Here is a 12,861-nt window from a genome sequence, read left to right on the forward strand (position 1 = left end):
CGGAGGTCGTTCCGCGTGCCGGAGGTGCGGCCGGGGGGGGGTCAGCTGCCGGAGGGGGCGTCCGACTCCTCGGGGGTGGCGGTGTCGCTCGGGGCGGAGGGGGTCGCGCCGGCGTCCGGAGCGTCACCGGCGACAGGGCCGGTCCCGGGGCGCGCGGGACCGGCGGGCGCCTCTCCGGCGGCCGGCGGCGCGGGCGGGGTCGGCGCGGAGCCGTCGGCCGGGGGCGTCGGGAGCTCGCAGTCGCCCGAGGGCGCGGCCGGCGGGGTCGGCGGGGTCACGGCGTCGCCGTCCGCGGGCGCGGCGGGCGGAGTCGGGAGCGCTCCGTCGGCGGGCGGGGTCGCCGTCGCGCCGTCGGTGGGCGCTGCAGGAGGCGTGGGCGCCTCGCCGTCAGCGGGAGCCGCCGGCGGGGTCGGCATCTCGCCATCGGCGGGAGCGGCCGGAGGCGTGGGCGCCTCGCCGTCGGCCGGGGCCGCGGGAGGCGTCGGGGTCTCGCCGTCAGCGGGAGCAGCCGGAGGCGTCGGCGCCTCGCCATCAGCGGGAGCCGCGGGCGGGGTCGGCATCGAGCCGTCCGCGGGAGCCGCGGGCGGGGTCGGCGCCTCGCCATCAGCGGGCGCGGCCGGCGGGGTCGGCATCGAGCCGTCCGCCCCGGGCACCGGAGGCTTCGGCAGTCCGGCGCCCGCGGGTCCGCAGGCGGCCGGGCCGGTCGAGGCCGGTCCGGTGAGGGTCGGCGCGTCGCTGGAGTCCGGGGTCGGCGTCGCACTGGCCGTCGCGCTCGGCGTCGTCTCGATCGTGCTCGTCGAGCCGGAGGTGGGCGCGGAATCGGCGAAGGCGGCGGTCGATCCGATCGCGGCGAAGCCGAGGGCGCCAGCCGCGATGCAGAGGGCGATCGCACGGGTCCGGGGCCGGCGCGGGCCGAAACCCGAGCCCTGGGTTCCGGGGGTGCGGCTGTCGGGGGTCTTGCTCATGGGAGTCTCCTCGGTCCGGCCCGGTGCCGTTCCCGTTCGGGAGCGGTTGCGGCCGGTTCCATTTCAGATTCCGAGCCGAATCTGAAGCGGTCCTTAAGAACAGAGGCTCCCCAGCCGAGTGGCGGTCGACGCCGATCCGCGCCCCCTACGGTCGGAGCATGCTCCCCTCCGCCCGCGTGCTCCTCGTCGAGGACGACGACGCCATCCGCTCCTCCGTCGAGGCCGCCCTCCGCGGCGAGCGCTACACCGTGCGCGCCCTGCCGACCGGCGAGGACCTCGCCCGCGAGCTCGCCGACTTCGCGCCCGACCTGGTCGTGCTCGACTGGATGCTGCCCGGCCCGAGCGGCATCGTGCTCGCCGAGCGGATCCGGCGCACCAGCGACGCGGCCGTGATCATGCTGACCGCGCGCGACGCCGTCGACGACCGGCTCCGCGGCTTCGACGAGGGCGTCGACGACTACGTGGTGAAGCCGTTCGTGCTCGCCGAGCTGGTCGCCCGGGTCACCGCGGTGCTCCGCCGGCGCGGCCGCGTCCCCTCGATCATCGAGATCGGCGACCTGGTCGTCGACCCCGACGCCGGACGCGCCCGCCGCGGCGGCGAGCCCCTCGACCTCACCGCCACCGAGTTCCGCCTGCTCGCGTTCCTCGCGGGCAGCCGCGGCCGCACGCTGACCAAGACGCAGATCCTCACCCAGGTCTGGGGCTACGACCACGTCGACCCGAACCTCGTCGAGGTGCACCTCAGCTCGCTCCGCAAGAAGATGGAGGCGCACGGCGACCGCCTCATCCACACCGTCCGCGGGCTCGGCTACCGGGTGGAGGCATGAGCGTCCCGGCAGGCGCGGACGCCGCGGGCACCGCCGCCGGAGGCACCGCCCCCGCAGGCACCCCCGCCGCGCGCCCCGCCTCCGCCCCGCTGCGCACCGGCTCCCTGCGCCTGCGCACCGTCCTCGCCGTGCTCGCCCTGCTGGCGGTGCTGCTGCTGGCGCTGTCCGCGACGGTGCAGGTCGTGCTCGGCGAGCGCCTCCGCGACCAGATCGAGGAGCGCCTGGCCGATCGCGCCTCCGCCGCCGCAGCCCTGGTCGGCACGATCGCCGACGACGAGCTCGCCTCGCGGCTCTCGGCGCAGGGTGTCGCGGTGCGGATCCAGAGCCCCGACGGCGAGGAGGTCGTCGCCGGTCCGAGCCCCGAGCAGCTGCGCCAGGGGCCGGGAGCGGCGGACCAGCTGGGCGAGCCGCCGAGCCCGCCCGGGAGCACCGGTGCCGCCGTGCCCACGCCCCGCGACGCCACCGTCACCGTCGCCTCGAGCAGCGTCTCCGGCGACGACGGCCTGATCACCCTGCAGTCCGTCCTCAGCGACGGCACCGTGCTGACCCTCAGCAGCGAGGCGGGCTCGGTGGGTTCGACCCTCGCGTCACTGAACGGGATCCTGCTCGGCGCCTCCGCCGTGTTCCTCCTGCTCGCCGCCGGCGCCCTCGTCCTGGTGGTCCGCGCGACCCTGCGCCCGCTCGAGCGGATGACCACCGTCGCCCGCTCGATCGCGCACGGCGACCGCGGCCGGCGCCTGCGCCCCTCGCGGCCGGGCACCGAGCTCGGCCGCACGGCCACGGCGTTCGACGAGATGCTCGACGACCTCGAGCAGGCCGAGCAGTCCGCCCTGGCCGCCGAGCGCCGGATGCGCGCCTTCGTCTCGGACGCGGCGCACGAGCTGCGGACCCCGGTCGCCGGCATCCAGGCGGCGGCTGACGCCCTGGTCCGCGCCGACGGCACCGAGGAGGAGCGGGAGCGGCTGTCGGTGCACGTGGTCCGCGAATCGCTGCGCGCCGGGCGACTCATCCAGGACATGCTGCTGATGGCGCGGCTCGACGAGGGGCTCGCCCTCGACGCCCGGCCGCTGGACGCCGGCGCGGTGGCGGCCGCCGCGATCGAGCGGCAGCTGCTGCGGGGCGACGGCCCCGAGATCGTCCTGCACCGCGACGCCGACGCGCCGCCCGTGCACGCCGACGCCGACCGACTCGGCCAGATCGTCGGCAACCTGCTCGAGAACGCCGCCCGCTTCGCCCGCTCCCGGATCGACGTCACGCTCGCGCACGCCGATGGCCGGGTCACCGTGACGGTCGACGACGACGGCCCCGGCGTCCCCGAGGCCGACCGCGACCGCGTCTTCGACCGGCTCGTCCGCCTCGACGACGCCCGCAACCGCGCGGACGGCGGCTCGGGCCTCGGCCTGCCCATCGCCCGCGGCCTCGCGCGCGCCCTCGGCGGCGACCTGGTCTGCCTCCCCGGGGCCGCCGGAGCGCGCTTCCGCGTGATCCTGCCCGCCGGCTGAGGAGGATCCCCTCGCGGCGTGGGATCCCCCTGCGGCGTGGGACCCCCATGCTGATCGAGCAGCCCGCGAAGCGGGCGTATCGAGATCCACCACCGCCAGAACACGAGTCTGCAGATCCGCCCTGCTGGTCACGGTGGGTCTCGATACGCCCCTGCGGGGCTACTCGACCAGCATGAAGTGCCGCCGCCGCTGCCTTCCCGCACCACCAGACGCGAAGCGGCTCCCCCACTCGCGCACCATCGCGTGAGAACTCGCACAGCACATCCGGCGAATGCGCAAGTACGTGTTCAGGGGACCGGTCCCGCGCGACGATGGGCGGGATGGACACGATCGACGAGCGCAGCGCCTGGGCGCGGACCGTCGTCGAGCGCGACTTCGGCGTCCGCCTGGTCGACTTCCTGCCGATCATCGGCGGCCTCGACCACGGCGCTCAGGTCTGGTTCGCGACCGACGACGCCGGCGCCCCGTGGAGCGTCAAGGCCTCCCGCCGCGACGGCCGCTTCGGCCTCGCCCTCGCCTCCGCCCTCGGCGACGCGCGGGCGCCCGGCATCGCCGCGCCCACCCGCGCCCGCGACGGCCGCCCCTGGACCGAGGACTCCGGCCTCCTCGTCTCGCTCGCCCCCTGGATCGTCGGCGACGACGCCGTCGACTCCGGCGAGGACGCGCTGCCCTGGGAGGAGTTCGGCGCGGTGCTGCGCGGCGTGCACGACTCCGCCCCGCCCGCCGGCACCGTCCCGCCGCGCCGCGGGATCCGCCGCGCTCAGCGCCCGCCCGCCGCGCTGCTCGCCGAGGTCGACGAGCATCTGACCCCCGAGCTGCGTGACCGCCTGCACGCCCTCGCCCTCGCCGAGCGGCGCCTCAAGCGCTCGCGCACGCCGACCGCCCGCGTCCCCGTGCACGGCGACCCGCACCCCGGCAACGTCGTGATCGACGCGCACGGCAGCCCCTGGCTGATCGATTTCGACGAGGCCACCGTCGCCCCGCGCGAGGTCGACCTGCTCCTGGTCGAGCTGGGCGTGATCTTCGCCCGCCCGATCACCGACGCCCAGCGCCGCGCCTTCCGCGCCGGCTACGGCGAGACCCTGATCGACGACGAGCGGATCGCCCGCTTCGGCTGCGTCCGCGCGGTCGAGGACGTCGCGACCACCGTCCTCCGCTCGCTCGCTCCGGCTCGGACGACGGCCGAGGAGGAGGAGCGGCGAGCGCTCCTCGAGGGCCAGCTCGGCCCGCACGGCCTGGTCTCGCTCGTCGAGACCGCCCTCGACCGGCTCGGGCAGCCGGCCGCCTAGACCCACCCCGCAGCGCTCCACCCCGCAGCACCGCACTCCGCAGCACCGCACACCTCCCACCGCACCCGCACAGCACCCGCAGAAGTAAGGAACCGCCCCTCATGCGCAGACGACTCCTCCCCCTCGCCGCCCTCGCGGTCTCCACCCTCGCCCTCACCGCCTGCAGCGGCTTCGGCGGCGGCGGCGGCTCCTCGGCCGACGGCGACTCCATCACCTTCACCACCTGGGCCAGCGAGTCGGAGCAGGCGGCCTTCGAGTCGCTGATCACCGATTTCGAGGCCGCGAACGACGGCGCGAGCGTCGAGCTCAACGTCGTCCCCTACGACCAGATGTTCAGCAACATCGACGCGCAGCTCAGCTCGGGCGAGGCACCCGACGTCTTCCGCGTCGACTACGGCAACCTCGGCGTCTACTCCAGCCAGGGCCAGCTGCTCGACCTGACCGACCGCATCGACGAGTTCGACTCCTTCACCCCCGCCTTCCAGGAGGCCGTGTCGTTCGAGGGCACCCCCTACGGCGTCCCGCACCAGACCGACGTCTCGGCCCTGCTCGTCAACACCGAGCTGCTCGCCGCCGCGGGCATCACCGACATCCCCACCACGGCCGCCGACGCCTGGACCTGGGAGGAGTTCGCCGACGTCTCGACCAAGCTGCGCGCCTCGCTCCCCGCCGAGCAGTACCCGTTCGCCGCCAACTGGCAGCTCGGCGGCACCCCGCGCTGGCTGAGCTGGCTCTTCGAGGCCGACGGCGCCCTGCTCGAGGAGGACGGCACCACGCCCGCCATCGACTCCGAGGCCGGCGCCAAGGCCCTCGACTTCACCAAGAGCTTCTTCGAGAACGACTGGGTCCCGCCGACCAGCTCGGTCAAGTCCGCCACCTACGCCGACTCCTTCTTCACCGAGCAGAGCGTCGCGATGTCCTTCGTCGGCTCCTTCCTCGTGCCGGACGTCGACAACCTCGCCGACTTCGAGTGGACCGCCACCCCGATGCCCGTCGACGCCCGCGGCGCGACCGACCTCGGCGGCAACGCCCTCGTCGCCACGGCCGAGACCGACAACCCCGACCTCGCCGCCGAGTTCCTCTCCTTCATGACCGAGGCCGAGAACATGGCCGAGTTCTGCGCCGCCACCAACGAGCTGCCGACCCGCACCGACATCGACCCCGCCTCGATCGACTTCGCGGTCCGCGCCGACGTGATGCCCGTCTTCGTCGAGCAGGCCGCCACGATCACCCCGCGCGACGTGCAGCAGCTCACCTCCCCCTTCCTCGCCCAGATCTCGGTCGCGATGCAGGACCAGCTCGAGGAGGCGTTCGTCGGCGGACGCAGCACCGAGGAGACGCTGACCGGCCTGAGCGACGCGATCGCGCAGGCCACCAGCTGATGACCGCCGTCCCCCTCCGCGGGTCGCCGCCGCGCCGGCGCCGCACCGCCCGCACCCGCGAGGCGCTCGCGGGCTTCGGCTTCGTCGGCCCGAACCTGCTGCTGATGGCGCTGTTCCTGTTCGTGCCGATCCTCTGGGCGATCCAGCTGTCGTTCCAGGAGTCGCGCGGATTCGGCACCCCGGAGTGGGTCGGCCTCGCCAACTACGGCCGGATGGGCGCCGACCCGGTGTTCTGGCAGAGCCTGGGCAACACGCTGATCTTCACCGCGGTGACGGTTCCGCTGGAGCTCCTCGGCGGTCTCGGGCTGGCGGTGCTGCTCAACTCGGTGCTGCCGGCCCGCGGGATCTTCCGCACGATCATCGTGCTGCCGCTGGTCATCTCCGGAGTCGCGTCCGGCATGATCGCGGTCACGATCTTCAGCGAGTCCTCCGGCATCGTCAACAAGGTGCTGTCCTCGCTCGGGGCGTCGCCGGTCTCCTGGCAGTCCGACGGCACCGCCGCGATGATCTCGGTGATGCTCACCGCGGTCTGGCTGCGGATCGGCTTCAACATGGTGATCTACATCGCCGGCCTGCAGGGCGTCTCGCCCGAGCTCTACGAGGCGGCGCGGATCGACGGTGCCACCCGCTGGCAGCAGTTCCGCTCGCTGACGGTGCCGCTGGTCGGCCCGTCGACGTTCTTCCTGCTGATCATGAACGTGATCGCCTCGTTCCAGGTCTTCGACATCGTCTTCGTGATGACCGGCGGCGGGCCCGGCTTCTCCACCTCCGTGCTCGGCACCTACGCCTACCGCAACGGCTTCCAGGTGCGCGAGCAGGGCTACGGCGCCGCGCTCGGAGTCGTCATCCTGCTCGTCTCCCTCGCCTTCACCTACCTGCAGTGGCGCACGAGCCGCACCCGCGACCTCGTCGAATAGGAGCCTCCTGTGACGTCCTCCACCCTCACCACGCCCGCCGCCGTCGCGGCCGCGACCGTCCGCGACGCACCGAAGCGCCGCCGCTCCACCCGCGACGGCTCCCGCACCGGACTCGTCGTCCGCATCGTCGTCGCCGTGATCGCCTCGGCGATCGTCTTCTTCCCGCTCTACTGGATGCTCGTCATCGCGTTCTCGCCCCGCGGCGAGGTCTTCTCGCCGGGCCCGCCGCAGTTCTGGCCGAGCGAGATCTCGCTGGAGAACTTCGCCACCGTCTTCGCCCGCTTCCCGGTCGGCGAGTGGTTCGTGAACTCCGTCGTCATCGGCGCGTTCGTCACCGCCTTCACCGTGGTGCTCAACCTGCTGGCGGGCTGGGGCTTCGCGCGGCTGCGCTTCCCGGGCCGCAACCTGCTCTTCCTGCTGGCGCTCGCGACGATGATGATCCCCGTGCAGGCGATCATGGTCGCCCAGTTCAAGCTCGTCACCGGGCTGCAGATCTACGGCACCTACTGGTCGGTGATCCTGCCCGGAGCGGCGGCGGCGTTCGGCATCTTCCTCGCCCGGCAGTTCTTCCTCTCCATCCCGGAGGAGCTGATCGAGGCCGCGCGGATCGACGGGGCCGGCCACCTCCGCGTGTTCCTGCAGATCGTCCTGCCGCTGAGCAAGCCGCTGATCGCGGTGCTCATCCTGCTGACGCTGCTGGGCAGCTGGAACGACTTCGCCTGGCCGCTGATCGCGCTGAAGGACAACGAGCTGTTCACGCTGCCGATCGGCCTGCTCTACCTCAAGGGCCAGTCGACGCCGGACTACTCCGCGAGCATGGCGCTCGCGCTGATCTCGGTGCTGCCGATGGTGCTGCTGTTCCTCGCGTTCCAGCGCTACTTCGTCCAGGGCTTCGCCCGCAGCGGCATCCGCTGAGCGGCCCATGCTGATCGAGTAGCCCGCGCAGCGGGCGTATCGAGATCCCCCACCCCCCGAAGCCGAGCCTGCAGACCCACCCGGCCGGCACCGGCGGACCGTCGCCGGCCCCTCGGCCCGCCGCCTAGTCTGAGAGCGTCCGCCGCACGAACGAGGAGACCTGGGTGAACGTCCGCGAGCTGCTCGGCCACCCGGAGCTGCAGCTCACCCTGGTCGGCGGCGACGACGTGCAGCTGGCCCGTGCGATCTCGGGCACCTACACGATCGACCTGCCGGATCCGGGCCGCTTCCTCTCCCCCGGCGACGTGGTGCTGACCAGCGCGCTCTGGACCTCCGGCCGGGAGAGCGTCGAGCGCTTCGTCGGCGGCGTCGCCGATCGCGGGGTCGTCGCGATCGTCGTCGGGCTGATCGCGGTCGGCTCGCTGCCGGAGGGGATGCTCGAGGTCTGTCGCCGGCACGGCATCGCCCTGCTGACGGTGGCGCCGGACGTCTCGTTCAAGACCATCGCGCAGACGGTCGCCGGAGTGATCGCGCAGGCCGACCTGCCGACGCTCGGCCGCGAGGCCCGGTTCGCCCGGCGCCTGCTCGCCGACCCCGCCTCGGGCGAGGGCGTGCAGGTCGCACTGCGGGCCTTCTTCGAGGAGTTCGCGCACGGCAGCTGGGCCGTCGACCGCGCCGGCACCCTGGTCGCCTCCGCCGGCGGGCTGCCCACGGCCGCCGACTACGGCGCCGCCTGGGAGGCCTCGCTCTCCTCCCCCGACAGCCGCTGGGAGGTCACCGAGCACGGCCGCTCGCTCTCCCGCCGAGCCCTCTTCTCCGCCGCCGGCGAGCGGCTCGGGGTGCTCGTCGTCACCGGCGATCAGCGCGGCTGGTCGGAGGAGACCGCGGACGGCGTCGAGCTCCTCGCCGGCGCGGTCGCCGGCCGACTCGACCTGGCTCGCCAGCGCGAGCGCGCGTCGGCCGCGCCGCTGCTCGACCTGCTCCGGGCGCTCCTGCACGACGAGCTGCCCGAGTCCGAGACCGCCGTGCGGCTGCGGCTGCTCGGCTTCCGTCTCGGCGCGCCGCTCCGGGTGGTCGTCGCGCGCACCGACGATCCGTCGCTGCCGCCGGAGGCACTGCTGCAGCCGCTGCGCGCGGCCGCCGAGCACGAACACGCGCGGGCGCTGGGCGCGGTGCTCGACGGGGGCGCGGTGTTGCTGCTCGGCGATCCAGCGGACGAGAGGTCGTCGCCGGGGCCCGCGCTGCGCTCCGCCGTGGAGGCGGCGCCGTGGCTGCTGCACGAGCGCCGGATCGCGATCGGCGTGGGCGACGCCTCCCGTGAGGTGGCGCAGCTGGGGGTCTCGCTCCAAGCCGCCCGCGAGCGCGCCCACGGCGCCTCGTCGGACGAGCCCGTCTCGATCGTCGAGCACACGATCCCCGTCTCCAGCAATGCCCTGCTCGAGCTGGTCGCGCCGCGCACCCGCGCGGCCTTCGCACTCGCCGTCCTCGGGCCGCTCGTCCGCTACGACGACGAGCACCGCAGCGACATGGTCGAGACCCTGCGCGTCTTCCTCGAGAGCGGCGGCTCCTGGCGCCAGGCCGCCGACCGCCTGCACCTGCACGCCAGCACCCTCCGCTACCGGATGCAGCGGATCGAGGCGCTGACCGGCCGCGACCTCTCCGCGATGGCCGACCGCGTCGACCTGCACCTGGCGCTGCGCTTCCTCTAGCGGGCCGAGAGGCGCCGGAGGATGCGACCTGCGCCAGTCGGCCGTGTGGCGTCAGCGTGCACTATCGGCGCCAGATCGTCACCTCCGTGCCAGATGTTCGACGGTCGATGAGGGGGGATGCGAGCATTCGTCGTCTCACCTATCCATCACCTCCGAGGAGCCTCCGTGCATCGTCGTCCCGACTCCCTCCGCCCGCGCCGCTGCGCCGGCACCCCGTTCACCATCGCCGCCTCCCTCGCGCTGACCGTCGGACTGCTCGGCTCCGCCACGGCCGCCCACGCCGCCGTGGTGCCGACGGCCACCCCGACCCCCACCGCGAGCGCGACCGCCGCCTCCGCCTCCCTGAGCGCGACCGCCCGCGGCGAGCTCCTCCTCAAGCCCGGCGAGAAGCCCCAGGTCGGCACCCAGGTGAAGTGGACCATCACGGTCACGAACACCGGCACCGTCGGTTTTAAATACGTTGTCACTAACGGAGGTGACGAGGAAGTCGAGCTCAAGCCCGGCGACAAGCACGACTTCATCCGGATCGGCACCCTCACCCAGGCCGACCTGAACAACGGCTACACCCGCTCCCCCGCCTCCGCCTCCTACGGATGGACGTCCGATGGCGTCCAAGTCGTCGCCTCCTTCTCCGGTCGGCTGGACCTCTCCGCACCGGTGCCGACCCCCTCCCCGACCACGCCGGCGCCCACTCCGACGACACCGGCGCCCACCCCGACCACACCGGCACCCGTCCCCGCCGGTCAGGGCGCCTTGGCGGCCACCGCCCACGGCGAGCTCATCCTCAAGCCCGGCGAGAAGCCGAAGGTCGGCACCCAGGTGAAGTGGACCGTCACGGTCGTCAACACCGGCGACGCCGCCATCGTGGACATCGGGAACACGGTCTTCGGCGACCTCCTCGACCTCGAGCCCGGCCAGACCGGCGAGCTGACCGCGTCGACCCAGCTCACTCAGACCGACCTCTCCAACGGCTACACCGTCCTCGACGAGCCCCTCGTCGGAACGACCATCAAAGGCGTAGGGGTCACTGCACCCCTCTCCGCCCGACTCACCTTCGCCACGCCGGTACCCACACCAACGCCGACCACGCCGGCACCCACGCCCGCCCCCACCACACCGGCACCCACACCCGCCCCCACCACACCGGCACCCGTACCCGCCACCCCGGCCACTCCGACATCGACCCCGGTCGCCCCGGCACCGGCGCCCGCGCCGGGTACCCCGGTCACGCCTGCCACCGTCATGCCCGCCGCCTCCGGCACGACCGGCATCACGGGCTCGACGACGAAGAGCCCAGCCGCCACGGAGGCGTCGAAGCGCCGCCTCGCCGAGACAGGTTCCGACGCGGCGGGAGCGCTGTCCGCCGCTGGGATCCTCACCGCACTCGGCGCGCTCGGCGTGCTCATCGGCCGCCGCCGCACCCGCCCGGCTACCGACCGATCGGCCCACTGACCGATCGCCGGTAACGTCGACGCCCTTCGGCCACCGGTGATCGATCACGGCCCGGGCCCGCTTCTCCAGCGGACCCGGGCCGTCCCTGCGCTCCCCGCACGACCGCCACCGCGGGCGGGAGGGCCGCACCGCCCGCCACGGCAGTGCTCGTCAGCTCGAGATCCACCGTCCGCGCCAGCGTGCGCTGGAGGCGCCAGACCGTCTCGCCCGTGCCAGATGTTCGACGGCCGAGGCGAGTGGATGCGAGCATTCGTCGTCTCGTCTTCCATCACCTCTCGAGGAGCTCCGTGCACCGTCGTCCCGACTCCCTGCGCCCGCGCCGCTGCGCCGGGACCCCGTTCACCATCGCCGCGTCCCTCGCCCTGACCGTCGGACTGCTCGGCTCCGCCTCGGCGGCCCACGCCGCCGTCGTGCCGACGGCCACCCCGACCCCCACCGCGAGCGCGCCCGCGAAGCGCGCCGCTGTCAGCGCGACCGCAGTCGGCGAGCTCGTCCTCGAGCCCGGTGAGACACCGAAGGTCGGCACCGAGGTGAAGTGGACTGTCACCGTGACGAACACCGGCGGCGTCCCCCTCGACAACGTCGCCAAGGAGGTCGTCGGGCCCGGCCGCCGCCTGGAACCCGGTCAGGCCCTCGACTTCGTCTCGTCGGCCACCCTCGACCAGAAGGAACTCGCGGACGGGTACGCTTCCTTCGGTCGGGTCTACACCGCGACAGCGCCTGACGGCGCGATCGGCGTACCCGTCCGCGCCCGACTCGCCCTCCCCAGCCCGGCGCCCGCACCGACTCCGCCCACGCCGACGCCCACGCCGACGACGCCGGCCCCCACACCGACGACGCCGGCACCCGTCCCGGCCGGTCAGGGAGTGCTCACGGCCACCGCGCGCGGCGAGCTCGTCCTCAAGCCGGGCGAGAAGCCGACGGTCGGCACCGCGGTGAAGTGGACCGTCACCTTCACGAACACCGGCACTGTCCCCCTCGACGACGTCGCCCAGGTGTTCGGCGGACCCCGCCTCCACCTGGAACCCGGCCAGGCCGGGGACGCGATCAGGTCGACCACCCTCAACCAGAAGCAACTCACTGCCGGCTCCGCCACCCTCGACGAGTTCGCCGGCGCGAGGACACCTGACGGCGTCTGGGTCTACGCACGCGTCCGCGGCCAGCTCGCCCTGCCGAGCCCGACTCCGACCCCGACCCCGACGACGCCGGCACCCGCACCGGCGCCGACCACACCGGCACCCACTCCGACTCCGACTCCGGTACCCACCCCGACCCCGACTCCCCCGGCGCCCACACCCGTCCCGACCACACCAGTACCGACGCCACCGGCACCCACTCCTGCGCCGACGCCGACACCCACCCCGCCAGCGCCTACGCCCGCTCCGACCCCTCCGGGGCCCACGCCGGACACACCGACTCCCGCTCCGGTCACCCCGGCGCCGGCACCGAGCACCCCCGCCGCCGTCCTCCCCGCAGCCTCCGGCACGACAGGCACGACGGGCTCGACCACGAAGAGCTCGACCGCCGCGGAGGCGTCGAAGAGCCACCTCGCCCGTACCGGCTCCGACGCTGCAGGCGCGCTCTCCGCCGCCGGGATCCTCACCGCCCTCGGCGCGCTCGGCGTGCTCGTCGGGCGTCGCCGCCGGCGCAACCGCTCCGCCCACTGACCGCTCGCCGGCGGAGTCGACGCCCTTCGACACCGCCGCCGAGCCACGACGGCCTGAATCCGCCCTCCCGGACGGGTTCAGGCCGTTCTCGCGTTCGCGGGGGCATCGCTGTCAGCGGAACTCGGCGATCGGGCGCGCGACCGGCCCCTTCCTCGACACCGACGGACCTGCCTCGACACAACAGCCCCCACGACTGCGCATCAGTGCCATAACTCTCATCCGGCGCCTCGTTGCTC

Annotated in this window: 10 protein-coding genes; 9 read left to right on the plus strand and 1 reads right to left on the minus strand. The window is 74.0% G+C overall.

What is annotated here, in order from left to right; genetic code table 11:
- Positions 1–41: 41 nt before the first annotated feature.
- Positions 42–965, minus strand: a complete 924-nt coding sequence (locus C1I64_RS14395) for a hypothetical protein (protein WP_127887670.1) — start codon at positions 963–965, stop codon at positions 42–44.
- Positions 966–1,123: 158 nt separating this feature from the next.
- On the opposite strand from C1I64_RS14395, the gene C1I64_RS14400 reads away from it, so the two are divergent.
- From C1I64_RS14400 to C1I64_RS20775, 9 genes are all read left to right on the plus strand, one after another.
- The gene (locus tag C1I64_RS14400; RefSeq protein ID WP_123446969.1) at positions 1,124–1,792 is read left to right on the plus strand and encodes a response regulator transcription factor; all 669 of its coding nucleotides are present in this window, start codon (positions 1,124–1,126) and stop codon (positions 1,790–1,792) included.
- Positions 1,789–3,294, plus strand: coding sequence for a HAMP domain-containing sensor histidine kinase (locus tag C1I64_RS14405; protein WP_127887671.1), 1,506 nt, complete (start codon positions 1,789–1,791; stop codon positions 3,292–3,294). Before C1I64_RS14400 ends, C1I64_RS14405 begins: the two co-directional genes overlap by 4 nt.
- A 320-nt stretch (positions 3,295–3,614) precedes the next feature.
- Complete coding sequence (locus C1I64_RS14410) at positions 3,615–4,583, plus strand: phosphotransferase enzyme family protein (RefSeq protein ID WP_164874555.1); 969 nt, start codon at positions 3,615–3,617, stop codon at positions 4,581–4,583.
- A 101-nt stretch (positions 4,584–4,684) separates the two neighbouring features.
- Positions 4,685–5,965, plus strand: a complete 1,281-nt coding sequence (locus tag C1I64_RS14415; protein WP_127887673.1) for an ABC transporter substrate-binding protein — start codon at positions 4,685–4,687, stop codon at positions 5,963–5,965.
- Positions 5,965–6,882 carry a carbohydrate ABC transporter permease gene (locus tag C1I64_RS14420; RefSeq protein WP_127887674.1) on the plus strand — a complete coding sequence of 306 codons (918 nt, stop codon included), beginning with the start codon at positions 5,965–5,967 and terminating at the stop codon, positions 6,880–6,882. The genes C1I64_RS14415 and C1I64_RS14420 overlap by 1 nt, the downstream gene beginning before the upstream one ends.
- A 9-nt stretch (positions 6,883–6,891) precedes the next feature.
- Entirely contained in the window at positions 6,892–7,797 is a 906-nt protein-coding gene (locus tag C1I64_RS14425) for a carbohydrate ABC transporter permease (RefSeq protein WP_243839985.1), read from the plus strand.
- Positions 7,798–7,961: 164 nt separating this feature from the next.
- Positions 7,962–9,506 carry a PucR family transcriptional regulator gene (locus tag C1I64_RS14430; protein WP_127887675.1) on the plus strand — a complete coding sequence of 515 codons (1,545 nt, stop codon included), beginning with the start codon at positions 7,962–7,964 and terminating at the stop codon, positions 9,504–9,506.
- A gap of 165 nt (positions 9,507–9,671) precedes the next feature.
- Positions 9,672–10,958: an LPXTG cell wall anchor domain-containing protein gene (locus tag C1I64_RS14435; RefSeq protein WP_127887676.1), complete on the plus strand. Its 1,287-nt coding sequence runs from the start codon at positions 9,672–9,674 to the stop codon at positions 10,956–10,958.
- 287 nt (positions 10,959–11,245) lie between these two features.
- Positions 11,246–12,625, plus strand: a complete 1,380-nt coding sequence (locus tag C1I64_RS20775) for an LPXTG cell wall anchor domain-containing protein (RefSeq protein WP_127887677.1) — start codon at positions 11,246–11,248, stop codon at positions 12,623–12,625.
- The last annotated feature ends 236 nt before the right edge of the window (positions 12,626–12,861 follow it).

It is taken from the genome of Rathayibacter festucae DSM 15932 (genome assembly GCF_004011135.1).
In the GTDB taxonomy this organism is placed as follows: Bacteria; Actinomycetota; Actinomycetes; order Actinomycetales; family Microbacteriaceae; genus Rathayibacter; species Rathayibacter festucae.

Coding starts and splice junctions, on each gene's coding strand:
- C1I64_RS14400 (WP_123446969.1), top strand. CDS start 1,124: ATGCTCCCCTCCGCCCGCGTGCTCCTCGTCGAGGACGACGACGCCATC.
- C1I64_RS14395 (WP_127887670.1), bottom strand. CDS start 965: ATGAGCAAGACCCCCGACAGCCGCACCCCCGGAACCCAGGGCTCGGGT.
- C1I64_RS14415 (WP_127887673.1), top strand. CDS start 4,685: ATGCGCAGACGACTCCTCCCCCTCGCCGCCCTCGCGGTCTCCACCCTC.
- C1I64_RS14420 (WP_127887674.1), top strand. CDS start 5,965: ATGACCGCCGTCCCCCTCCGCGGGTCGCCGCCGCGCCGGCGCCGCACC.
- C1I64_RS14405 (WP_127887671.1), top strand. CDS start 1,789: ATGAGCGTCCCGGCAGGCGCGGACGCCGCGGGCACCGCCGCCGGAGGC.
- C1I64_RS14410 (WP_164874555.1), top strand. CDS start 3,615: ATGGACACGATCGACGAGCGCAGCGCCTGGGCGCGGACCGTCGTCGAG.